The following is a 22,878-nucleotide window of genomic DNA, read 5'->3' as shown; positions in this document are numbered from 1 at the left end:
ATATTTTTGATACACACACACATTTAAATGTAGAAGAATTTTCAGGACGTGAGGAGGAGGAACTTGCTTTGGCAGCTGAGATGGGTGTGACTCGGATGAATATTGTTGGTTTTGACAAGCCAACTATTGAACGTGCCCTAGAGTTGGCAGATGAGTATGAGCAACTCTACGCGACTATTGGCTGGCATCCGACTGAAGCAGGAACTTACACTGACGAGGTCGAAGCTTACTTGCTTGAAAAGTTAAAACATCCCAAAGTTGTTGCTCTGGGTGAGATTGGTCTGGACTACCATTGGATGACAGCACCTAAGGAAGTGCAGGAGCAGGTTTTTCGTCGTCAGATCCAGCTGTCTAAGGACTTAGAGTTGCCTTTTGTGGTCCATACTCGTGATGCATTGGAAGATACCTATGAGATCATCAAGAGCGAGGGCGTTGGTCCTCGTGGTGGCATCATGCATTCATTTTCAGGCTCTCTAGAGTGGGCAGAAAAGTTTGTCGAGCTTGGTATGACTATTTCCTTCTCAGGAGTGGTGACCTTTAAGAAAGCAACGGATATCCAAGAAGCTGCCAGAGAACTTCCTTTGGACAAGATTTTGGTAGAAACAGATGCCCCTTACTTGGCACCTGTTCCCAAGCGCGGTCGTGAAAACAAGACAGCCTACACCCGCTATGTCGTGGACTTTATCGCCGACTTGCGTGGGATGACGACCGAGGAGTTAGCAGCAGCAACGACTGCAAATGCAGAGCGAATTTTTGGATTGGAAAGTTAATCATGAAAGAAAAAATTTCCCAAGTCATCGTAGTCGAAGGACGGGATGATACGGCCAATCTCAAACGTTACTTTGACGTAGAGACCTATGAGACACGAGGATCGGCTATCAATGATCAGGACATAGAGCGGATCCAACGCCTGCATGAACTGCATGGAGTCATTGTCTTTACAGATCCTGATTTTAATGGCGAACGCATTCGTCGCATGATTATGACGGTCATTCCGACAGTGCAGCATGCCTTTCTCAAACGTGATGAAGCGGTTCCCAAGTCCAAGACTAAGGGCCGTTCTCTGGGAATCGAACATGCTAGCTATGAGGACCTGAAAACAGCACTGGCTCAGGTGACAGAGCAATTTGAAAACGAGAACGAGTTTGATATTAGCCGTAGCGACTTGATTCGTCTTGGTTTCCTAGTGGGAGCGGATAGCCGAAAACGCAGAGAATATCTGGGAGAACAGCTCCGTATCGGTTATTCCAACGGCAAGCAACTCCTCAAACGCTTAGAGTTGTTTGGTGTGACCTTGGCAGAAGTGGAAGAGGTTATGGAAAGTTATGATAATAGCTAGATAGCTCAAAAATATAAAGGGAATGTGTTACAATAGAGGTACGTAGATTTATTTTGATAGCGTTCAAGTAGAAACTTACAAGGAAAGAGCGAAATGAAAATCCGAGTTGATAGAGAGTCTATCTGTATGGGAGATGATGTTTTACCACATATGGTAGAATTGGAAGTATCAGAAGATATGACGGTAGAGGAATTCTGTAGTTTCCTTCAAAAGGACAGATATTTACCTAGTTTAGATACAGAATGGCTTCTACGATATGGTGGGCAGACAGTAACAAGTTATCATACAGAAACAAAAGAATTGACGAATCCAAATGTTTCTTTAACAGAGCTCATTCATCAGAGTTCAGGAGACAATGAGTTTGTTTGGATAATAAAACGTCGTTTACACTAGAAAAGAGATTAGATGAGAATTGCAGATTATAGCGTGACCAAGGCAGTGCTGGAGCGTCACGGTTTTACCTTTAAAAAGTCCTTCGGGCAAAATTTCCTGACGGATACCAATATCCTTCAAAAAATCGTGGATACGGCTGAGATTGATGACCAGGTTAATGTCATCGAAATCGGGCCAGGGATTGGTGCCTTGACAGAATTTTTGGCTGAGCGTGCAGCTCAAGTCATGGCATTTGAGATCGACCACCGTTTGGTGCCAATCCTAGCTGATACCTTGCGTGATTTTGATAATGTAACAGTAGTCAACGAGGACATTCTCAAGGTCGATTTGGCGCAGCATATCCAGAATTTCAAAAATCCTGATCTGCCAATCAAGGTAGTAGCCAACTTACCTTACTACATCACGACGCCTATTCTCATGCACTTGATCGAGAGTGGCATTCCTTTTAGTGAGTTTGTGGTCATGATGCAAAAAGAAGTGGCGGATCGCATCTCAGCACAGCCAAATACCAAGGCTTACGGTAGTTTGTCTATCGCTGTGCAGTATTACATGACAGCTAAGGTTGCCTTTATCGTGCCTCGTACGGTCTTTGTGCCAGCCCCAAACGTGGACTCAGCCATCTTGAAAATGGTGCGCCGCCCAAATCCAGTCGTAGCAGTGAAAGATGAGAACTTCTTCTTTAAGGTTTCCAAGGCTAGCTTCACTCATCGTCGCAAGACCTTATGGAACAACTTGACAGGCTACTTTGGGAAAACTGATGAAGTCAAGGATAAGCTGACCAAGGCTTTGGATCAAGCAGGTTTGTCACCAAGTGTACGTGGAGAAGCACTAAGCTTGTCAGAATTTGCTAGCCTAGCAGATGCACTTAAAGGGCAAGGACTCTAAGATGCAGGGACAAATTATTAAAGCCTTGGCGGGCTTCTACTATGTGGAGAGTGAGGGCCAGGTTTATCAGACACGGGCGCGTGGAAATTTCCGTAAAAAAGGTCATACACCCTATGTTGGGGACTGGGTCGATTTTTCTGCCGAGGAAAATTCAGAAGGTTATATTCTCAAGATTCACGAACGGAAAAATAGCCTGGTCCGTCCGCCTATTGTCAATATTGACCAAGCCGTTGTCATTATGTCAGTTAAAGAACCTGACTTTAATAGCAATTTGCTGGATCGCTTCTTGGTTCTTTTGGAGCACAAGGGCATCCATCCCGTCGTCTATATTTCTAAAATGGATTTGCTAGAAGATAGGGAAGAACTGGATTTTTACCAACAAATTTATCGTGCTATTGGTTACGACTTTGTGACTAGTAAGGAAGAACTTCTCCCTCTTTTGAGAGATAAGGTTACGGTCTTTATGGGGCAGACAGGTGTTGGTAAGTCAACCCTTCTCAACAAAATTGCACCTGACCTCAATCTTGAAACAGGAGAAATCTCTGATAGTCTAGGTCGCGGGCGCCATACCACTCGAGCTGTTAGTTTTTACAATCTCAATGGTGGTAAAATCGCAGACACGCCAGGATTTTCATCTCTGGATTATGAAGTGTCAACAGCAGAAGACCTCAATCAGGCCTTTCCAGAGATTGCCACTGTCAGTCGAGACTGTAAATTCCGTACCTGTACCCATACCCATGAGCCGTCTTGTGCAGTCAAGCCAGCAGTTGAGGAAGGCATTATTGCCAACTTCCGTTTTGATAACTATTTGCAGTTCCTTAGCGAAATTGAAAATCGCAGAGAAACCTACAAAAAAGTCAGCAAAAAAATTCCAAAATAAGGAGAAACCTATGTCTCAATACAAGATTGCTCCGTCAATTCTAGCAGCAGATTATGCTAACTTTGAACGTGAAATCAAACGCCTAGAAGCAACTGGAGCAGAATATGCTCATATCGATATCATGGATGGTCATTTTGTACCGCAAATCAGTTTTGGTGCAGGTGTGGTCGAAAGCCTTCGCCCCCACAGCAAGATGGTCTTTGACTGCCACTTGATGGTAGCTAATCCTGAGCACCATTTAGAGGATTTTGCGCGGGCAGGTGCAGACATCATCAGCATTCACGTAGAGGCAACACCTCATATCCATGGTGCCCTCCAAAAGATTCGTTCTCTAGGCGTCAAACCTTCAGTTGTTATCAATCCTGGTACACCTGTTGAAGCTATCAAACACGTGCTTCATCTAGTTGACCAAGTTTTAGTGATGACGGTTAACCCTGGCTTCGGGGGGCAAGCCTTTCTACCTGAAACTATGGATAAGATTCATGAGTTGGTTGCCCTTCGTGAGGGAAAAGGTTTGAACTTTGAGATCGAAGTAGATGGCGGGATTGATGATCAAACTATTGCTCAAGCCAAAGAAGCTGGAGCGACCGTTTTTGTAGCAGGGTCTTATGTCTTTAAGGGAGATGTCAATGAGCGAGTACAAACTCTCCGAAAACAACTGGACTAGGGTTGCTGTTTTTGCAGGTGGAGACCGTAGTCATTATCGGACGGATTTTGACTGCTTTGTCGGTGTGGATCGAGGATCTCTCTGGGTCTTGGAAGAAGACCTGCCTCTCGCTCTAGCAGTTGGAGATTTTGATTCGGTCACTGCAGAAGAGCGTCAGTTGATTCAAAAACGTGTTCTACGCTTTGTCCAAGCCCAGCCAGAAAAAGATGATACAGATCTGGAATTGGCTCTCTTAACCATCTTTGAGCAAAATCCTCAAGCTCAGGTTACTATTTTTGGTGCTCTTGGTGGTCGCATCGACCACATGCTAGCCAATGTCTTTCTTCCAAGCAATCCCAAGTTAGCGCCCTATATGCGCCAGATAGAGATTGAGGATGGACAAAATGTAATTGGCTATTGTCCAGAAGGGACTAGTCAGCTAGAACCCCGTTCAGACTATAACTATCTAGCCTTTATGCCAGTTCGTGATAGCAGGTTGACCATTCTCGGTGCCAAGTATGAGTTGACAGAGGAGAATTTTTTCTTTAAAAAAGTGTACGCTTCTAACGAATATATAGATAGGGAAGTTTTGGTGACTTGCCCAGATGGCTATGTAGTCGTACTGCATAGCAAGGACAGGAGATAGGATGGAGATTTTACTTGTTATTTTATTAGTTGCTAATCTTCTTTGGCTCTTTCTCATTTGGCAAAGACAGGATAAGCAAGATAAATATCTAGCCAAGAGTTTGGAGGATCAGGCAGACAATCTTTCAGATCAACTGGATTACCGCTTTGAACAAGCCAGACAAGCCGGCCAGCTGGATCAAAAAGATTTGGAAGTGGCTGTCAGCGACCGTTTGCAGGAAGTGCGAATGGAGTTGCACCAAGGCCTGACGCAAGTCCGTCAAGAAATGACAGATAATCTTTTGCAAACTAGGGACAAGACCGACCAACGTCTCCAAGCCCTGCAAGAATCAAATGAGCAACGTCTAGAACAAATGCGCCAAACAGTCGAGGAAAAGTTGGAAAAGACCTTGCAGACGCGCTTGCAGGCTTCCTTCGAGACAGTTTCCAAGCAACTGGAGTCTGTCAATCGAGGTCTTGGAGAAATGCAGACAGTTGCCCGTGATGTCGGAGCCCTCAACAAGGTTCTCTCAGGAACCAAAACGCGAGGAATTCTGGGAGAATTGCAACTGGGGCAAATTATTGAAGACATCATGACGCCTGCCCAGTACGAACGAGAATACGCAACGGTTGAAAACTCCAGTGAACGAGTGGAGTATGCCATCAAGTTACCTGGGCAAGGTAATCAGGAATATGTCTACCTGCCGATTGACTCCAAGTTTCCACTGGCAGATTATTACCGCTTAGAAGAAGCCTATGAAGCAGGTGACAAGGATGAGATTGAGCGTTGTCGTAAATCTCTCCTAGCAAGTGTTAAGCGTTTCGCCAAGGATATCAAGAGCAAGTATCTGGCGCCACCTCGGACGACCAATTTTGGAGTCTTGTTTGTTCCGACAGAGGGACTTTACTCAGAAATCGTCCGCAATCCTGTCTTCTTTGATGATTTGAGACGGGAGGAACAGATTATTGTCGCAGGTCCAAGTACTCTGTCAGCTCTGCTCAACTCCCTATCAGTTGGCTTCAAAACCCTCAATATCCAAAAGAGTGCCGACCATATCAGCAAGACTCTTGCTAGCGTTAAGACCGAGTTTGGCAAGTTCGGGGGAATTTTGGTCAAAGCGCAAAAACATCTCCAACACGCCTCTGGCAATATTGATGAATTATTAAACCGTCGCACCACAGCTATTGAGCGAACGCTCCGTCACATTGAGTTATCAGAAGGTGAGCCTGCGCTTGATTTACTCCATTTCCAAGAAGATGAGGAAGAATATGAAGATTAGTCACATGAAAAAAGATGAGCTGTTTGAAGGCTTTTACCTAATCAAATCAGCTGACCTGAGACAGACACGAGCTGGGAAAAACTACCTAGCCTTTACCTTCCAAGATGATAGTGGCGAGATTGAAGGAAAACTCTGGGATGCCCAGCCTCATAACATTGAGGCCTTTACCGCAGGTAAGGTTGTCCACATGAAAGGACGCCGAGAAGTTTACAATAATACTCCTCAAGTCAATCAAATTACTCTCCGCTTGCCTCAGCCTGGCGAACCCAACAATCCAGCTGATTTCAAGGTCAAGTCACCGGTTGATGTCAAGGAAATCCGTGACTACATGTCGCAAATGATTTTCAAGATTGAAAATCCTGTCTGGCAGCGTATCGTTCGTAGTCTCTACACCAAGTATGATAAGGAATTCTACTCCTATCCAGCTGCCAAGACCAACCACCATGCCTTTGAAACGGGTTTGGCCTATCATACAGCAACCATGGTACGCTTGGCAGATGCCATTAGTGACATCTATCCTCAGCTCAACAAGAGCATCCTCTATGCTGGGATTATGCTGCACGACTTGGCCAAGGTTTTAGAACTCAGTGGTCCCGATCAGACGGAGTACACAGTTCGAGGCAATCTCATCGGCCATATCGCCCTCATCGATAGTGAAATTACCAAGACAGTTATGGAACTGGGCATCGATGATACTAGAGAAGAAGTGGTGCTACTGCGCCATGTCATCCTCAGTCACCATGGCTTACTGGAGTATGGAAGCCCAGTCCGTCCACGCATTATGGAGGCAGAGATTATTCATATGATTGACAATCTAGACGCCAGCATGATGATGATGACAACAGCTCTGGCTTTGGTGGACAAAGGGGAGATGACCAACAAAATCTTCGCTATGGACAATCGTTCCTTCTATAAACCAGATTTAGATTAATAATTTAAGAAAAACGAGCATTTTTTAGGATAAGAATGTTCGTTTTTTTATGTGAATGTGGTATAATGGATAAAATATCAAAATTAAATGGAATGGTAAATAGAAATGAAATTAAGAAGAAGTGATCGGATGGTTGTCATTTCCAACTATTTGATTAATAATCCATACAAACTAACCAGTCTCAATACCTTTGCGGAAAAGTATGAATCTGCTAAATCATCCATCTCAGAGGATATCGTGATTATCAAGCGTGCCTTTGAGGAAATTGAAATCGGTCATATCCAGACAGTGACTGGAGCAGGTGGTGGCGTTATCTTTACACCATCCATCTCTAGCCATGAATCCAAAGAAATGATTGCAGACTTGCGTGATAAGCTTTCAGAAAGCGACCGTATCTTGCCAGGTGGCTACATCTACCTATCTGATTTGCTCAGTACACCTGCCATTTTGAAAAATATTGGGCGCATCATTGCCAAGAGCTTTATGGACCAAAAAATCGATGCCGTTATGACAGTAGCAACAAAGGGTGTTCCCCTCGCAAATGCGGTTGCCAATGTCCTCAACGTTCCATTTGTCATTGTGCGTCGTGATTTGAAAATTACCGAAGGTTCAACTGTCAGTGTCAACTATGTATCAGGTTCCAGTGGTGATCGCATTGAGAAAATGTTCCTTTCAAAACGCAGCCTCAAGGCAGGAAGCCGTGTCTTGATCGTGGATGATTTCTTGAAAGGCGGAGGAACTGTCAATGGGATGATCAGTCTCTTGCGTGAGTTTGATTCAGAACTAGCTGGTGTCGCAGTCTTTGCAGACAATGCCCAAGAAGAACGTGAAAAGCAATTCGATTACAAGTCACTCTTGAAAGTAACCAATATTGATGTTAAGAACCAATCCATCAATGTCGAGATTGGAAATATCTTTGACGAAGACAAATAAAAGATAGAACTAAAGGTTGGAACGATTGTCCCAGCCTTTCTTTGCAAACAGAATAGAAGGATGCGTATGAAAACACCATTTATCAGCCGAGAAGATTTAGAAACGATTGTTGCAGAGTTTCCGACTCCTTTTCACTTATATGATGAGAAGGGAATTCGCGAGAAAGCGCGAGCAGTAAACAAGGCCTTTTCTTGGAACAAGGGATTTAAAGAATATTTTGCAGTTAAGGCTACTCCAACCCCAGCCATCTTGAAAATCCTCAAAGAGGAAGGTTGTGGTGTGGACTGTTCTAGTTATGTAGAGCTCTTGATGAGCCACAAACTGGATTTCCCCGGTTCTGAGATCATGTTCTCATCAAACAACACGCCAGACCAAGAGTACGCTTATGCGAGAGAATTGGGGGCGACCATTAACTTGGATGCCTTTGAAGACATTGAACATCTGGAGCGAGCTGCAGGTATCCCAGAAATCATTTCCTGTCGTTACAATCCAGGCGGAGTCTTTGAATTAGGAACAGACATCATGGACAATCCTGGGGAGGCCAAGTTTGGTATGACCAAGGATCAACTCTTTGAAGCCTTTGCTGTTTTGAAGGAAAAAGGAGCCAAGACTTTTGGGATTCATTCTTTCCTAGCATCTAATACCGTGACCCATCTCTACTACCCAGAGTTGGCCCGTCAGCTCTTTGAATTAGCTGTGGAAATCAAAGAAAAATTGGGCATTTCACTAGACTTTATTAATCTTTCAGGTGGGATCGGAGTCAACTATCGCCCAGACCAGAAGCCAAATGATATTGCTGTGATTGGTGAGGGTGTGCGTAAGGTTTATGAAGAAGTCCTTACGCCTGCGGGGCTTGGTCAGGTCAAGATTTTCACCGAATTAGGCCGTTTTATGTTGGCACCTCACGGGGTTCTCGTCACCAAAGTCACCCATAAAAAGAAAACCTACCGTACCTATCTGGGTGTGGATGCCTCAGCAGTCAATCTCATGCGCCCAGCCATGTATGGAGCCTATCACCATATCACCAATCTCACTCATCCAGACGGACCAGTGGAGGTCGTAGATGTGGTTGGATCGCTCTGTGAAAACAATGATAAATTTGCTGTTAATCGCGAATTACCTCATACAGAAATCGGTGATTTGCTGGTGATTCATGATACAGGTGCACATGGATTCTCCATGGGTTACCAGTACAATGCCAAACTACGCTCGGCAGAAATCCTCTATACCGAAGAAGGAAATGCTCGCCAAATCCGCCGTGCAGAGCGTCCTGAGGACTATTTCGCAACCTTGTATGGTTTTGATTTTGAACCGGATCACTAAAAGGGTATGAAAATGAAAGTGAAAAACAGATTGCTTTCTAAAAAATAGACAAAAAACCTTGTTTTTCATCTTACTCATGATATAATAAAACTATAAAACGGTTTCAAGGAAGGTGACGATATGTCTGAAGAAACAATTGACTATGGACAAGTGACAGGAATGGTGCATTCGACAGAGAGTTTTGGGGCGGTAGATGGCCCTGGGATTCGTTTTATTGTCTTTTTGCAGGGTTGTCACATGCGTTGCCAGTACTGTCATAACCCCGACACATGGGCTATGGAAACCAATAAATCACGCGAACGGACAGTAGACGATGTCTTGACAGAAGCCCTTCGCTACCGTGGTTTCTGGGGAGACAAGGGAGGAATCACTGTTAGTGGAGGAGAAGCCCTCTTACAGATTGATTTCTTGATTGCCCTCTTTACTAAGGCTAAGGAAAAAGGAATTCACTGTACCTTGGACACCTGTGCCCTTCCATTCCGTAACAAGCCACGTTATCTCGAAAAGTTTAATAAACTCATGGCTGTGACAGACTTGGTTCTCTTGGATATCAAGGAAATTAACGAAGAACAGCATAAGATTGTAACCAGTCAAACTAATAAGAACATCTTGGCCTGTGCCCGATACCTATCAGATATTGGGAAGCCTGTTTGGATTCGCCACGTGCTGGTCCCAGGATTGACGGACAGAGATGAGGACTTGATTGAACTCGGTAAGTTTGTCAAGACCCTCAAAAATGTTGACAAGTTTGAAATCCTACCTTATCACACTATGGGAGAATTCAAGTGGCGTGAACTTGGTATTCCCTATTCGCTCGAAGGGGTCAAACCTCCAACAGCAGATCGTGTTAAGAATGCCAAGGAACTCATGGATACAGAAAGCTACCAAGACTACATGAAACGTGTTCATAGATAAAAAGAAGCCTGATGGAGACATCGGGCTTTTGTGATGCAAAAAGACTTAGCCTTTCAGCTAAGCCTTTGGAGTCTTATCTAGATCGTTGTTTGCCAGAGTTGCGGTTTTTCTTTTTCTTATTGCTTGTGATAGCCTGAGGCTGCTTAGGAGTCACGTCTTTTCTTGCACCTGCAGAAGGACTGACTTTCGGAGGGTTCTTTTTGTATTCTTCACGTACTTTTTGACGAAGTTTTGGACGAACGACATAGTTAACGATGAACTGTTGAAGAATCATCATGAAACCACCGACAACCCAGTATAGCGTCACGCTGGCTGGTGAGAAGAGTGAGAAGATCACAATCATGAGTGGGCTCATGTAGATCATTTTCTTAAGTTGTTCTCTTTGCATCTCATCTTCTACGCCATGAAGCGAGAGGATTGATTGGAGGTAGTAAAGAATACCGGCAAAGGCTACGAGGAGCATGCTTGGTGAGCCCAGTTCGATGCCGAGGAAGCTAGATTCTGCGACTCCATCAGTATGTTGGGCAGCAAAGTAGATTGCAGAGAAGAAAGGCATTTGGAGCAAGATAGGGAAACATCCGACACCTCCTAGCATGCTGATACCGTGTTCCTTCTGAGCAGCAAAGAGAGCTTGTTGAGCCTCAAGTTTTTCTTCCTGAGTTGTTGCTTCTTTGAGACGGGTTTGATGCGGTTCAAGCACGTGTTTGAGGGCGTTCATCTTTTCAGAGTGAAGCGTCGCCTTCCAGGATTGGTAGATACCGAGTGGCAAGATAATCAAACGCACGATAATGGTTACGATGATAATAGCGACACCAAAACCAAGACCCTGGTCGTTGGCAAAGTACTTGATGGCTTCAGCCATAGGTGCTCCGATGGTATCCCAAATCAATCCTGTAGGTTGTCCAGTTGTTTTATCAACAGAAACACAGCCTGTCAAGACGAGTAGCATAGCCACTCCCATAGCAGAGAGGGCAAAACGTTTAATAGATTTCAATGTTTTCATTCCTTCTTTAAAAATTATACCTTTCTATTCTACTGTTTTTTTGTAAAATATACAATAGTTCTGGAGACCTAATTTGCGACTTTGAAGTCTGAATAGGATGAAAAGTTGCTCATTTGCACATCCAGATAGGTAACTTTTGAAAAAGGCGTTGGACCTTTTCGGATTTCTTGGATAAATTTTGCCATAGTGGCAGAGGACTCTGCCTGAGCAAGAATTTCCACTGTGCCATCGTCATTATTCCAGACACGACCAGTGATGCCACCGATTTCAAGCGCTAGAGTAACAACACCCCAACGAAAACCAACACCCTGCACCCTGCCTTGGGCAATCATTCTAACCTTTTGCATACTAAACCCCTTTGATTGTGTTATAATGTTTCTATGACTATTATAACCTCAAAAGCCAATTCAGTGGTAAAAAATGCCAAGAAATTGCATCAAAAAAAATATCGAAAGTCTGCCTATTTGATTGAAGGTTGGCACTTGTTTGAAGAAGCTGTTCAAGCTGGGGTGACGATTGAGAAAATCTTTGCTCTGGAAAGTTACCGAGATCAGTTAGCTGCTTTTCCTCAAACTGTCTGGGTTTCAGAGGAGATTTTGCGGGATTTGGCAGATACGCAAACCCCTCAAGGCATTGTCGCTGTTATTCAAAAAGAAGAAGTGGGACTGCCTGATTTTAGTCAGGGTAAGTTTCTATTTTTAGAAGATGTCCAAGATCCTGGTAATGTAGGTACCATGATTCGGACTGCAGACGCGGCGGGTTTTACAGGGGTCATTGTTTCGGATAAGTCAGCGGATATCTATAGTCTCAAGACCTTGCGTTCCATGCAAGGAAGCCATTTTCATTTGCCCATCTATCGTATGCCTGTTGCTACCTTTATAGAAGCAGCAAAGAAGAGCAACTTGCCTATTCTGGCAACGACCTTATCGAGAGATTCCAAGGATTATCGTGAGCTTTCTCCCGTAGAAGACTTTGCTTTAGTCATGGGAAATGAAGGGCAAGGGATTAGTCCTATCATGGCTGAAAGTGCCAATCAGCTGGTTCATATTGGTATGAAAGGTAAGGCGGAGAGTCTCAATGTGGCAGTTGCCGCAGGCATATTGATGTTTCATTTCAGCTAATTTATAAAAACTTTGCTATAATCAAGATATAGTTATAGAGAAAAGGAGAATCAGAATGAATCAAACAATTATTCAAGAACGTTCAGGTCTCAATCAATTTTATGCTAAGGTTTATGCTTTTGTGGGACTTGGGATTGGTCTATCAGCTCTCGTGTCAGCTTTGATGTTGACAGTTTTTCAGTCTCAATTGATCTACTTTTTAATGCATGGCCGTCTCTGGTTGATGATTGCAACTTTTGCAGAACTTGGTCTAGTCTTTGTTGCAAGTAGCATGGCTGCCAAAAACAGCCCAGCAGCTCTACCAGTATTTCTAGTATACTCCCTACTGAATGGCTTCACCCTTAGCTTTGTCGTAGCCTTCTATACACCGGGAACAGTCTTGTCAGCCTTTGTATCCAGCGCTCTTCTCTTCTTTGTCATGGCGGCAATCGGGATTTTTACCAAGAAAGATTTGAGTGGAATGGGTCGAGCTCTGATGGCTGCGCTTGTCGGCCTCATTATTGCCATGGTAGTGAATATTTTCTTGGCTAGTGGCTTCTTTGATTACATGATTAGCGTAGCCATGGTCTTGGTCTTCTCAGGTTTGATTGCTTGGGACAACCAAAAGATTCGCTATGTTTATGAGCAATCAAGAGGGCAAGTAGCGACAGGATGGGTCATCTCAATGGCTCTCAGTATCTACCTAGACTTTATCAACCTCTTCCTTAGCATCTTACGAATCTTTGGTCGAAACGATTAATGAATGACGGAGTCAGTGTTCCAAAGAGCACTGACTTTTTCTTATTTACTCTTTTCTTTTCTTGAAAATAGGTGTATAATGCTTTTAACTAATTTTTGAGGAGCCGTTTATGAAGAAAAGTTTTATTCATCAGCAAGAAGAGATTTCCTTTGTTAAAAATACCTTTACCCAGTATTTGAAAGATAAACTAGAAGTCGTTGAAGTTCAGGGGCCTATCTTGAGTAAGGTCGGCGATGGGATGCAGGACAACCTGTCAGGTGTCGAAAATCCAGTATCGGTGAAGGTTTTGCAAATCCCAGATGAAACCTATGAGGTCGTTCACTCACTTGCCAAATGGAAACGCCACACTTTGGCTCGTTTTGGTTTCGGTGAGGGTGAAGGTCTGTTTGTTCACATGAAGGCCCTTCGTCCAGACGAAGATTCGCTTGATGCGACCCACTCTGTTTATGTAGACCAGTGGGACTGGGAAAAAGTGATTCCAAATGGCCAACGCAATATCGCTTATCTTAAAGAAACAGTTGAAAAGATTTACAAGGCTATTCGTCTGACAGAGCTAGCAGTAGAAGCTCGCTATGATATCGAATCTATCTTACCAAAACAAATCACCTTTATCCATACAGAAGAGCTGGTAGAACGCTACCCAGACTTGACACCAAAAGAGCGTGAAAATGCAATCTGTAAAGAGTTCGGAGCAGTCTTCTTGATTGGTATTGGTGGCGAGTTGCCTGACGGAAAACCTCATGACGGCCGCGCACCTGACTATGATGACTGGACAACAGAGTCTGAAAATGGCTACAAAGGGTTAAATGGGGATATTCTAGTTTGGAATGAATCTCTTGGATGTGCCTTTGAACTTTCATCAATGGGGATTCGGGTAGATGAGGATACCCTTCGTCGCCAAGTGGCTCTTACAGGAGACGAAGATCGTCTGGAGTTGGAATGGCATAAAGCCCTGCTCAACGGCCTTTTCCCATTGACAATCGGTGGGGGGATTGGACAGTCTCGGATGGCCATGTTCCTTCTTCGTAAGAAACACATCGGAGAGGTTCAGACCAGTGTTTGGCCGCAAGAAGTTCGCGATACGTACGAAAATATTTTGTAGAGAATCGAACCGCAAGGTTCGGTTTTCTTTCTCTTTTTGCCTATAATTTGGTATAATAAACGGTATGAAAATCGTATCAGGAATCTACGGGGGGCGACCCCTCAAGACGCTAGAAGGCAAGACGACGAGGCCGACATCTGATAAGGTGCGTGGAGCTATCTTTAACATGATTGGTCCCTATTTTGAGGGTGGTCGTGTCTTGGATCTCTATGCTGGCAGTGGCGGTCTGTCTATTGAAGCTGTGTCAAGAGGGATGTCCAGTGCGGTCTTAGTGGAACGGGATCGAAAGGCCCAAGCTGTCATTGCTGAAAATATCCAGATGACCAAGGAAGTTTCTAAATTTCAGCTCTTAAAGATGGAAGCTGACCGAGCTCTAGAGCAAGTCGGAGGGACATTTGATCTGGTCTTTTTAGACCCTCCCTATGCAAAAGAACAAATCGTAGCAGATATCGAAAAAATGGCTGAGAGAAATCTCTTCTCCCAAGAAATCATGGTTGTCTGCGAAACCGATAAGTCTGTAGAACTCCCAGAAGAAATCGCCTGCTTAGGCATCTGGAAGGAAAAAATATATGGGATTAGTAAGGTGACAGTCTATGTCAGATAAAATTGGATTATTTACAGGTTCATTTGATCCGATGACAAATGGACATTTGGATATCATTGAACGTGCCAGCAAACTCTTTGATAAGCTCTATGTCGGGGTTTTCTACAATCCCCACAAACAAGGCTTTCTCCCTGTTGAAAATCGCAAACGGGCAGTCGAAAAAGCTGTGGCGCATTTAGATAATGTAGAGGTGCTGGCTTCTCATGACCAACTAGTTGTCGATGTTGCAAGAAGACTGGGTGCTAAGACCCTTGTCCGTGGCTTGCGGAATGCCAACGACTTGCAATACGAGTCTAGCTTTGACTACTACAATCATCAACTGGCTCCAGAAATCGAAACCATTTATCTATATAGTCGCCCGGAGCATCTTTATATTAGCTCTTCGGCCGTGAGAGAACTTCTGAAGTTTGGTCAGGAGATTCAGCAATATGTCCCAAACAGTGTTGTGGAGGAATTAGAACATGAAGAAAAAAACTAGATGGCCCTTATATGTCATCCTAGCACTAGTATTGACTTTTTTAGCCTTTGTAGTACCTTTACCATACTACATAGAAGTTCCAGGTGGAGCGGAAGATATTCGTCGCGTTTTGAAAGTCAATGAAACAGAAGATACAGAAGCAGGGGCTTACCAGTTTGTAACAGTCGGTATTCGGCATGCAACCCTGTCGCATCTTGTCTATGCTTGGTTAACACCATTTACGGATATTAGAAGTGCTCAGGAGACAACGGGTGGCTCTACGGATGCAGAGTTTATGCGGATTAATCAGTTCTACATGCAAACATCCCAAAACATGGCCAAGTATCAAGGCTTGAAGACGGCTGGTAAGGATATCGAACTCAAGTACTTGGGAGTTTATGTCTTAACCGTGACGGATAATTCAACTTTTAAGGGTATTCTGAACATTGCGGATACCGTGACGGCTGTTAATGATAAGACCTTTGATAGTTCCAAGGACTTGGTTGACTATGTCAACTCTCAAAAACTAGGAGATCCGGTCAAGGTAACCTATGAAGAAGACGGAAAAGTCAAGACTGCTGAAGGTAAAATTATCACTCTCGAAAACGGGAAAAACGGGATTGGGATTGGCTTGATTGACCGTACGGAAGTGACAAGTGATGTTCCAATTCGTTTCTCCACAGCTGGTATTGGCGGGCCGAGTGCAGGTCTCATGTTTAGTCTAGCTATCTACACCCAGATAGCAGATCCAGGTCTTCGTAATGGTCGTATCGTTGCGGGAACAGGAACTATTGATAGGGACGGAAATGTTGGCGACATTGGTGGAATTGACAAAAAAGTAGTTGCAGCCTCTCGTCAGGGAGCGAACGTCTTTTTTGCTCCTGACAATCCAGTCACCGAGGAAGCGAAAAAAGCAGATCCAAATGCGAAAAGCAACTATGAAACAGCCATGGAAGCTGCCAAAACCATCAAGACAGAGATGAAAATCGTGCCCGTTAAAACCTTGCAGGATGCGATTGATTACCTTAAAAATAATCCCTAGTCCATAGAAAAATCGAAAACTAGCGCGCAAGCAGATAAGATGGTATAATAGTCAAATGGTTCAATTATTATTCACTCTAAGTAGTCATATGCTCTTTATTTATTTGAGTTTTTACCTTTTGAAGGACCTTGTGAGATGGGAAAAGGTGTTAAAAGTAACTGCTACTAACACAAAAAAAGTTCGTTTGTTGGTAGGCTTCTTTAGTATTGTAATGGGCTATATCTTGAGTTCATTCTTTATCAGTTTGTACCAACTGTGGCAAGAAGCACTTAGAGGACTGTTATAAAATCAAAAGTAAAGGAAAAACTATGGAAAAAATTGTGGTTCAAGGCGGAGAGAATCGTCTGGTCGGGAGTGTGACCATTGAGGGAGCAAAGAATGCCGTCTTGCCCTTGTTGGCAGCGACTATTCTAGCAAGCAAGGGTAAGACAGTCTTGCAGAATGTACCGATCTTGTCAGATGTTTTCACCATGAATCAAGTAGTTCGTGGTCTGAATGCCAAGGTGGACTTTGATGAGGAAGCTCATATTGTCGAGGTCGATGCGACTGGTGATATCACGGAGGAAGCTCCTTATAAATATGTCAGCAAGATGCGGGCATCGATCGTTGTTTTGGGACCAATCCTTGCTCGTGTAGGGCATGCCAAGGTATCCATGCCGGGTGGTTGTACGATTGGAAGTCGTCCAATCGATCTCCACCTCAAGGGCTTGGAAGCTATGGGAGCTAAGATTAGCCAGACAGCTGGTTACATCGAAGCCAAGGCAGAACGCTTGCATGGCGCTCATATCTACATGGACTTCCCTAGCGTCGGCGCAACACAAAACCTCATGATGGCAGCAACTCTAGCTGACGGTGTGACTGTCATTGAAAATGCTGCGCGTGAGCCCGAAATTGTTGACCTTGCTATCCTTCTTAATGAAATGGGAGCCAAGGTCAAGGGAGCTGGTACCGAAACAATCACAGTGACTGGTGTCGAGGAAATCCATGGTACGACTCACAGTGTCGTACAGGACCGTATCGAAGCTGGAACCTTTATGGTTGCGGCAGCCATGACTGGTGGAGATGTCCTCGTTCGAGATGCAGTCTGGGAGCATAATCGCCCCTTGATTGCCAAACTTCTTGAAATGGGAGTTGAGGTGACGGAGGAGTCGGAAGGCATTCGTGTCCGTTCTCAACTGGAAAATCTTAAAGCTGTTCATGTAAAAACTTTACCACACCCAGGATTCCCAACAGATATGCAGGCGCAATTTACAGCTCTGATGACAGTCGCAAAAGGGGAATCCACCATGGTGGAAACTGTATTTGAGAATCGTTTCCAACATCTGGAGGAAATGCGTCGGATGGGCTTGCATTCGGAGATTATCCGTGATACAGCCCGTATCGTAGGAGGACAAGCTTTACAGGGAGCAGAAGTTTTATCAACAGACCTTCGCGCTAGTGCTGCTTTGATTTTGACAGGTTTGGTGGCGCAAGGAGAAACAGTTGTTGGTAAGTTAGTCCACCTTGATAGAGGTTACTACCGTTTCCATGAGAAGTTAGCTCAGCTAGGAGCGAAGATTCAGCGGATTGAGGTTAAGGATGAAGAGGAATAGAAACAAAAACAAGAGAATACGCTATGTACTCCGTCGCTTACTGTTGATTTTTATCGTACTCTTGCTGGGATTCCTTGCTTTAGGAATCGGCTTGATGGTTGGCTATGGCATCCTTGGAAAGGGACAGGATCCATGGGCTATCTTGTCTCCAGCAAAGTGGCAGGAATTGATTAGCAAATTTACAGGAAATTAGACTGGGAGACCAGTCTTTTTCTAAAGGAATAAGGAGAAAAATGGACAAAAAAACAAGACAGACTCTAATAGGATTACTTATATTCTTACTCTTGGCCGCTGGGAGCTATTACATCAAGCAGATGCAGACAGCACCAAATAGCCCTAGAACAAAGGTTAGTCAGAAAAAACAAGCTTCAGAAGCTCCCAGTCAGGCGTTGGCAGAAAGTGTCTTAACCGAGTCGATCAAGAATCAAATAAAAGGTGGTCTAGAATGGAATGGGGCAGGTGCCTTTGTCGTAAATAGCAATAAAACCAATCTAGATGCCAAAGTTTCTAGCAAACCCTATGCGGATAATAAAACAAAGTCAGTCGGGAAAGAGACAGTCCCAACTGTTGCTAATGCCCTCTTATCCAAAGCGACTCGTCAGTACAAAAATCGTGAAGAGACTGGAAATGGATCCACCTCTTGGACTCCGCCGGGATGGCATCAGGTTAAAAATCTAAAGGGTACCTATACGCACGCAGTAGATAGGGGGCACTTGTTGGGTTATGCCTTGATAGGTGGATTAGATGGCTTTGATGCTTCTACCAGCAATCCCAAAAATATCGCAGTTCAGACAGCGTGGGCCAACCAGGCTCAGGCTGAAGATTCGACAGGGCAGAACTACTATGAGAGTTTGGTCAGGAAAGCCTTGGACCAGAATAAGAGAGTCCGTTATCGGGTAACTCTCCACTATGCTACAAATGAGGATTTGGTTCCATCCGCTTCACAAATTGAAGCCAAGTCTTCAGATGGCGAATTGGAGTTTAATGTCCTAATCCCCAATGTTCAAAAGGGTATCCAACTTGATTACCGAACAGGTCAAGTCACAGTGACAAACTAGAAACAATCTACAAAAGAACAAAAATCGCTCCCTTGTCCGTTAGTGATAAGGGAGCGATTGTATAAATTAGAAAATAATGTGATTCCTAGGCCGATTTATGATATAATGGAACACAAGATACTATTTTAGGAGAAAGACCATGGAAGACCCGAGCAGTCAGGATTTGTTACTGCAATTTGTACTTTTAATTGTATTGACCTTTTTAAATGCCTTTTTCTCAGCTACAGAAATGGCTATGGTGTCACTAAATCGTGCCCGAGTAGAGCAAAAAGCAGAAGAAGGCGATAAACGTTATATCCGTTTGCTAAAGGTACTTGAAAACCCTAATCATTTTTTATCAACCATTCAAGTCGGTATCACCTTGATCACGATCTTGTCAGGGGCAAAATTGGCAGATACACTTGGACAAGTAATTGCCTCTTGGATGGGGAATGGAGAAACAGCTTATGCCATTGCAAGTTTCCTCTCTTTGGCATTCTTGACCTATATCTCCATTGTTTTTGGTGAGCTCTATCCTAAACGTATTGCCCTTAATCTAAAAGATGCTTTGGCGATTCGAACAGCACCAATTATTATTGGTCTTGGAAAGATTGTCAGTCCCTTTGTCTGGCTGCTATCTGCTTCAACTAATTTGTTGAGTCGTTTAACACCAATGACCTTTGATGATGCTGATGAAAAGATGACACGTGATGAAATAGAGTACATGCTCACCAATAGTGAAGAAACACTGGATGCAGATGAGATTGAAATGCTGCAGGGGATTTTTTCTTTAGATGAACTAATGGCTCGTGAGCTAATGGTGCCTCGTACAGATGCCTTTATGGTAGATATTCAAGATGACAGTCAAACGATTATCCAAAGTATTTTAAAGCAAAATTTCTCACGCATCCCTGTTTACGATGGGGATAAGGACAATGTGATTGGTTTGATTCATACCAAGCGTTTACTAAACGCCGCCTATACAGATGGTTTTGAAAATATTATTTGGAAACGAATCCTCCAAACACCGCTATTTGTGCCTGAGACCATCTTTGTGGATGATCTATTGAAAGAGCTGCGAAATACCCAAAATCAAATGGCCATCTTGCTAGATGAATACGGTGGGATGGCTGGTTTGGTAACTCTGGAAGATCTTCTAGAAGAGATTGTTGGAGAGATTGACGATGAGACGGACAGGGCAGAAATCGAAGTCCACCAAATCGGTGAGGATACCTATATTGCACAGGGAGCCATGAATCTTAACGACTTCAACGACTACTTTGGTGTTGAACTAGAAAGCGATGATGTGGATACCATCGCTGGTTATTATTTGACGGGTGTTGGTACGATTCCAACAACTGAAAAAATTAGTTATGAATTGGTCAGCCAAAACAAGCAAATCATCTTAACCAATGATAAGGTGAAAAATGGGCGTGTTACTAAGGTAAAAGTTCAAATCACAGAACTAGAACCTGAAGAAGAAACCGAGTAAAACAGTGATTTTCGTCACTGTTTTTCATTCGCCCCAAAAGTTTTTTCAAAGTTGTCCTTATTTGTCCGAAGAAAAAATAAAAAAGCCCGATTTTTCGGACTTTTCATTCGGTTAATTCCTGTTAATTCAGGTATTGAAAGGCGGTAGACGGATTTGAACCGACGATCAAGCTTTTGCAGAGCCGTGCCTTACCACTTGGCTATACCGCCTCAACGTTTAATATTATACCTTGAAAATGATTCTACGTCAATAGTTTCTTAATCGAAAATCCAATTTAGAAGATTGCCCTTTCTGATTGGATGGAAAAATGGGGAGAGAAAATCTGAAAATCAGGCTTTATAGAGCCTTAACTTCCCTTTTGATTCTATAGATAGCAAACAAAGAATAAAGAAATTTGATAAATGAAAGTTTTTTGTGGTTACACGCCTAAATATTCTGAAAATTCGTTTACTTTTTGAGAAATCTATGGTATAATTGGCAATAAGCCTAAATTTTTTAAGAGGAGTTACATACATGAAAAAAAGTAGAGTATTTGTTACAGCAGGGATTGCTTTGCTGGCAACTGGCGTTCTCGCTGCTTGTGGTTCTTCAAAATCATCTGATTTAACAGCTCCAAAATCCTATGGTTATGTTTATTCAGCTGACCCAGAAACATTGGATTACCTCATTTCAGGGAAACAAAGTACCAAAATTGCCACTTCAAATGGTATCGATGGTCTCTTTACAAATGATAAATATGGGAATTTGACTCCTGCAGTTGCAGAAGACTGGTCAGTCTCAAAAGATGGGTTGACTTATACCTACAAGATTCGTAAAGGTGTCAAATGGACGACATCAGATGGCGAAGAGTATGCTGAAGTGAAAGCGAAAGACTTCGTAAATGGCTTGAAACACGCAGCTGATAACAAGTCAGAAGCACTTTATTTAGCAGAAGATTCAGTTAAAGGTCTAGCTGACTATAAAGCTGGAAACAATAAAGACTTTTCTTCAGTAGGTGTAAAGGCAGTTGATGATTATACTCTTGAGTATACTTTGAACCAGCCAGAACCATACTGGAATTCTAAGATGGCCTACGCAATCTTCTGGCCATTGAACGAAGATTTTGAAAAATCAAAAGGGGCCGACTTTGCCAAAGCAACTGACCCTACATCCTTGCTTTACAATGGTCCATTCTTACTGAAAGGTTTGACTGCTAAGTCTTCTATTGAATTCGCTAAAAATGAACAATATTGGGATAAAGACAATGTTCATCTTGATAAAGTAACCCTTGCTTTCTATGATGGGTCAGACCAAGAGTCAATTGAGCGTAACTTTACAAGTGGAGCCTATAGCTATGCCCGTCTCTTCCCAACAAGTTCAAACTATTCTAAAGTAGAAGAAACCTACAAGGAAAATATCTTCTACACTCCATCAGGACCTGGTATTTTTGGTCTAGGTGTTAATATTGACCGTCAAAGCTACAAATATACTGCGAAAACAACTGATGAAGAGAAATCTTCTACTAAGAAAGCTCTTCTTAACAAGGATTTCCGTCAGGCTTTGAACTTTGCCTTTGACCGTACTTCTTACTCAGCTCAAGTAAATGGCAAAGAAGGTGCTCCCCTTGCCGTTCGTAACCTCTTTGTGAAACCTACCTTTGTCTCTGCAGGTGAAAAAACTTTCGGTGACTTGGTAACTGATAAGATGACTGCTTATGGTGATGAATGGAAGAATGTAAACTTTGCTGATGGTCAAGATGGACTCTTCAACGCCGATAAAGCCAAAGCCGAATTTGCGAAAGCTAAAACGGCATTGGAAGCAGAGGGTGTGAAATTCCCTATCCACTTGGATATCCCAGTAGACCAAACCAATAAGAACTATATCGCACGTATTCAATCTTTCAAACAATCAGTTGAAACAGTACTTGGTGAAGGCAATGTAGTTATCGACATCCAACAAATTTCTAAAGATGAGTTGAACAACATCACATACTATGCTGCAAACGCTGCAGCAGAAGATTGGGATCTCTCAGGAGCAGTTGGATGGAACCCTGACTATGAAGATCCATCAACTTACCTTGATATCTTGAAAACAACTAACAGCGAGCAAACAAAAACTTATATGGGTTATGACAATCCAGCAAATGCAGCGGCTGCACAAGTTGGTTTGAAAGAATACGATAAGCTAGTTGATGAAGCTGCAAAAGAAACCAATGATTTGAATGTTCGTTATGAAAAATACGCGGCTGCTCAAGCTTGGTTGACAGATAGCTCACTCTTCCTTCCTGCTATGTCAGGTAGTGGTGCAGCGCCATTCATTTCTCGTGTTGTACCATTCACAGCATCATACAGCCAGTCTGGAGATAAGGGCTCAGATGTATACTTCAAGTATATTCAGTTGCAAGACAAGGTAGTAACCAAAGCTGACTATGAACAAGCTCGTGAGAAATGGCTCAAAGAGAAAAAAGAATCAAACGAAAAAGTTCAAAAAGAATTGGCTAATCACGTTAAATAAATAACTCTCAAGAGAACTTTCTCTCCATGAGGAGAAGGTTCTTTTGG

At 43.3% G+C, this 22,878-nt stretch carries 26 protein-coding genes and 1 tRNA gene; 24 read left to right on the top strand and 3 right to left on the bottom strand.

The genetic code is table 11. The features are described 5' to 3' along the window. The first annotated feature begins 2 nt into the window (after positions 1-2). The 12 genes from HMPREF9184_RS09285 (at position 3) to pflA (ending at position 10,149) form a co-directional block, all read left to right on the top strand. Entirely contained in the window at positions 3-770 is a 768-nt protein-coding gene (locus HMPREF9184_RS09285) for a TatD family hydrolase (protein WP_232196702.1), read from the top strand. Positions 771-772: 2 nt separating this feature from the next. After that, positions 773-1,339 (top strand): ribonuclease M5, encoded by a 567-nt coding sequence (rnmV, locus tag HMPREF9184_RS09280; RefSeq protein ID WP_000659981.1) that lies wholly within the window; start codon positions 773-775, stop codon positions 1,337-1,339. Positions 1,340-1,432: 93 nt separating this feature from the next. Continuing rightward, entirely contained in the window at positions 1,433-1,732 is a 300-nt protein-coding gene (locus tag HMPREF9184_RS09275) for a hypothetical protein (protein WP_000702745.1), read from the top strand. A 12-nt stretch (positions 1,733-1,744) separates the two neighbouring features. Beyond that, positions 1,745-2,617: a 16S rRNA (adenine(1518)-N(6)/adenine(1519)-N(6))-dimethyltransferase RsmA gene (gene rsmA, locus HMPREF9184_RS09270; protein WP_001216861.1), complete on the top strand. Its 873-nt coding sequence runs from the start codon at positions 1,745-1,747 to the stop codon at positions 2,615-2,617. A gap of 1 nt (position 2,618) precedes the next feature. Then, entirely contained in the window at positions 2,619-3,497 is an 879-nt protein-coding gene (gene rsgA, locus HMPREF9184_RS09265) for a ribosome small subunit-dependent GTPase A (RefSeq protein ID WP_001162005.1), read from the top strand. Positions 3,498-3,507: 10 nt separating this feature from the next. Beyond that, entirely contained in the window at positions 3,508-4,164 is a 657-nt protein-coding gene (rpe, locus tag HMPREF9184_RS09260; protein WP_000085008.1) for a ribulose-phosphate 3-epimerase, read from the top strand. Continuing rightward, on the top strand, positions 4,127-4,789 hold the full coding sequence (locus tag HMPREF9184_RS09255; protein ID WP_000006139.1) for a thiamine diphosphokinase: 663 nt from the start codon (positions 4,127-4,129) through the stop codon (positions 4,787-4,789). The genes rpe and HMPREF9184_RS09255 overlap by 38 nt, the downstream gene beginning before the upstream one ends. 1 nt (position 4,790) lies before the next feature. Beyond that, complete coding sequence (gene rmuC / locus HMPREF9184_RS09250; RefSeq protein ID WP_000404384.1) at positions 4,791-6,047, top strand: DNA recombination protein RmuC; 1,257 nt, start codon at positions 4,791-4,793, stop codon at positions 6,045-6,047. Further along, positions 6,037-6,978, top strand: coding sequence for a 3'-5' exoribonuclease YhaM family protein (locus HMPREF9184_RS09245; protein ID WP_000703189.1), 942 nt, complete (start codon positions 6,037-6,039; stop codon positions 6,976-6,978). Before rmuC ends, HMPREF9184_RS09245 begins: the two co-directional genes overlap by 11 nt. Before the next feature lie 105 nt (positions 6,979-7,083). Continuing rightward, a complete protein-coding gene (gene purR / locus HMPREF9184_RS09240) occupies positions 7,084-7,911 on the top strand; it encodes a pur operon repressor (protein ID WP_009444434.1) in 828 nt (275 codons plus the stop codon). A gap of 66 nt (positions 7,912-7,977) precedes the next feature. Continuing rightward, complete coding sequence (locus HMPREF9184_RS09235; RefSeq protein WP_000856540.1) at positions 7,978-9,234, top strand: diaminopimelate decarboxylase; 1,257 nt, start codon at positions 7,978-7,980, stop codon at positions 9,232-9,234. A gap of 120 nt (positions 9,235-9,354) precedes the next feature. Next, a complete protein-coding gene (gene pflA, locus HMPREF9184_RS09230) occupies positions 9,355-10,149 on the top strand; it encodes a pyruvate formate-lyase-activating protein (protein WP_001288282.1) in 795 nt (264 codons plus the stop codon). Between the two features lie 73 nt (positions 10,150-10,222). Here the strand turns inward: pflA and yidC are convergent, their stop codons facing one another. Next, on the bottom strand, positions 10,223-11,143 hold the full coding sequence (gene yidC, locus HMPREF9184_RS09225) for a membrane protein insertase YidC (protein ID WP_033586151.1): 921 nt from the start codon (positions 11,141-11,143) through the stop codon (positions 10,223-10,225). Between the two features lie 77 nt (positions 11,144-11,220). Further along, complete coding sequence (locus tag HMPREF9184_RS09220; RefSeq protein WP_001174610.1) at positions 11,221-11,499, bottom strand: acylphosphatase; 279 nt, start codon at positions 11,497-11,499, stop codon at positions 11,221-11,223. Between the two features lie 33 nt (positions 11,500-11,532). Between HMPREF9184_RS09220 and HMPREF9184_RS09215 the strand changes: the two genes are divergently transcribed. The 11 genes from HMPREF9184_RS09215 to HMPREF9184_RS09170 all read left to right on the top strand — a co-directional run bounded on the left by HMPREF9184_RS09215 (position 11,533) and on the right by HMPREF9184_RS09170 (position 20,338). Next, positions 11,533-12,273, top strand: coding sequence for a TrmH family RNA methyltransferase (locus HMPREF9184_RS09215; protein ID WP_000152684.1), 741 nt, complete (start codon positions 11,533-11,535; stop codon positions 12,271-12,273). 55 nt (positions 12,274-12,328) lie between these two features. Further along, positions 12,329-13,012 (top strand): Bax inhibitor-1/YccA family protein, encoded by a 684-nt coding sequence (locus tag HMPREF9184_RS09210; RefSeq protein ID WP_001076867.1) that lies wholly within the window; start codon positions 12,329-12,331, stop codon positions 13,010-13,012. Positions 13,013-13,121: 109 nt separating this feature from the next. Further along, positions 13,122-14,114, top strand: a complete 993-nt coding sequence (gene asnA / locus HMPREF9184_RS09205) for an aspartate--ammonia ligase (protein ID WP_000747998.1) — start codon at positions 13,122-13,124, stop codon at positions 14,112-14,114. A 64-nt stretch (positions 14,115-14,178) separates the two neighbouring features. Next, positions 14,179-14,718: a 16S rRNA (guanine(966)-N(2))-methyltransferase RsmD gene (gene rsmD, locus HMPREF9184_RS09200; RefSeq protein WP_009444433.1), complete on the top strand. Its 540-nt coding sequence runs from the start codon at positions 14,179-14,181 to the stop codon at positions 14,716-14,718. Then, complete coding sequence (gene coaD / locus HMPREF9184_RS09195) at positions 14,708-15,196, top strand: pantetheine-phosphate adenylyltransferase (protein ID WP_001280711.1); 489 nt, start codon at positions 14,708-14,710, stop codon at positions 15,194-15,196. Before rsmD ends, coaD begins: the two co-directional genes overlap by 11 nt. After that, on the top strand, positions 15,180-16,217 hold the full coding sequence (locus HMPREF9184_RS09190) for a SepM family pheromone-processing serine protease (RefSeq protein WP_000730775.1): 1,038 nt from the start codon (positions 15,180-15,182) through the stop codon (positions 16,215-16,217). The genes coaD and HMPREF9184_RS09190 overlap by 17 nt, the downstream gene beginning before the upstream one ends. 55 nt (positions 16,218-16,272) lie before the next feature. After that, positions 16,273-16,503 carry a DUF1146 family protein gene (locus tag HMPREF9184_RS09590; protein ID WP_009444432.1) on the top strand — a complete coding sequence of 77 codons (231 nt, stop codon included), beginning with the start codon at positions 16,273-16,275 and terminating at the stop codon, positions 16,501-16,503. 22 nt (positions 16,504-16,525) lie between these two features. Then, the gene (gene murA / locus HMPREF9184_RS09185) at positions 16,526-17,809 is read left to right on the top strand and encodes a UDP-N-acetylglucosamine 1-carboxyvinyltransferase (protein WP_000411926.1); all 1,284 of its coding nucleotides are present in this window, start codon (positions 16,526-16,528) and stop codon (positions 17,807-17,809) included. Further along, complete coding sequence (locus tag HMPREF9184_RS09180) at positions 17,796-18,002, top strand: DNA-directed RNA polymerase subunit beta (RefSeq protein WP_000828204.1); 207 nt, start codon at positions 17,796-17,798, stop codon at positions 18,000-18,002. Before murA ends, HMPREF9184_RS09180 begins: the two co-directional genes overlap by 14 nt. Before the next feature lie 40 nt (positions 18,003-18,042). Further along, complete coding sequence (locus tag HMPREF9184_RS09175; protein ID WP_000359010.1) at positions 18,043-18,867, top strand: DNA/RNA non-specific endonuclease; 825 nt, start codon at positions 18,043-18,045, stop codon at positions 18,865-18,867. Between the two features lie 139 nt (positions 18,868-19,006). After that, positions 19,007-20,338 carry a hemolysin family protein gene (locus tag HMPREF9184_RS09170; RefSeq protein ID WP_000390003.1) on the top strand — a complete coding sequence of 444 codons (1,332 nt, stop codon included), beginning with the start codon at positions 19,007-19,009 and terminating at the stop codon, positions 20,336-20,338. Positions 20,339-20,476: 138 nt separating this feature from the next. Here the strand turns inward: HMPREF9184_RS09170 and HMPREF9184_RS09165 are convergent. After that, positions 20,477-20,547 (bottom strand) — tRNA-Cys (locus HMPREF9184_RS09165). A 304-nt stretch (positions 20,548-20,851) separates the two neighbouring features. Here HMPREF9184_RS09165 and HMPREF9184_RS09160 point away from each other — a divergent pair. After that, positions 20,852-22,831: a peptide ABC transporter substrate-binding protein gene (locus HMPREF9184_RS09160; RefSeq protein ID WP_000749714.1), complete on the top strand. Its 1,980-nt coding sequence runs from the start codon at positions 20,852-20,854 to the stop codon at positions 22,829-22,831. Positions 22,832-22,878 lie beyond the last annotated feature (47 nt).

Origin of the sequence: Streptococcus sp. oral taxon 058 str. F0407 (genome assembly GCF_000235485.1) — a bacterium.
Classification (GTDB): Bacteria; Bacillota; Bacilli; order Lactobacillales; family Streptococcaceae; genus Streptococcus.
The sequence above is the reverse complement of the archived record's forward strand: the minus strand, read 5'-3'. Positions and strand labels throughout refer to the sequence as shown.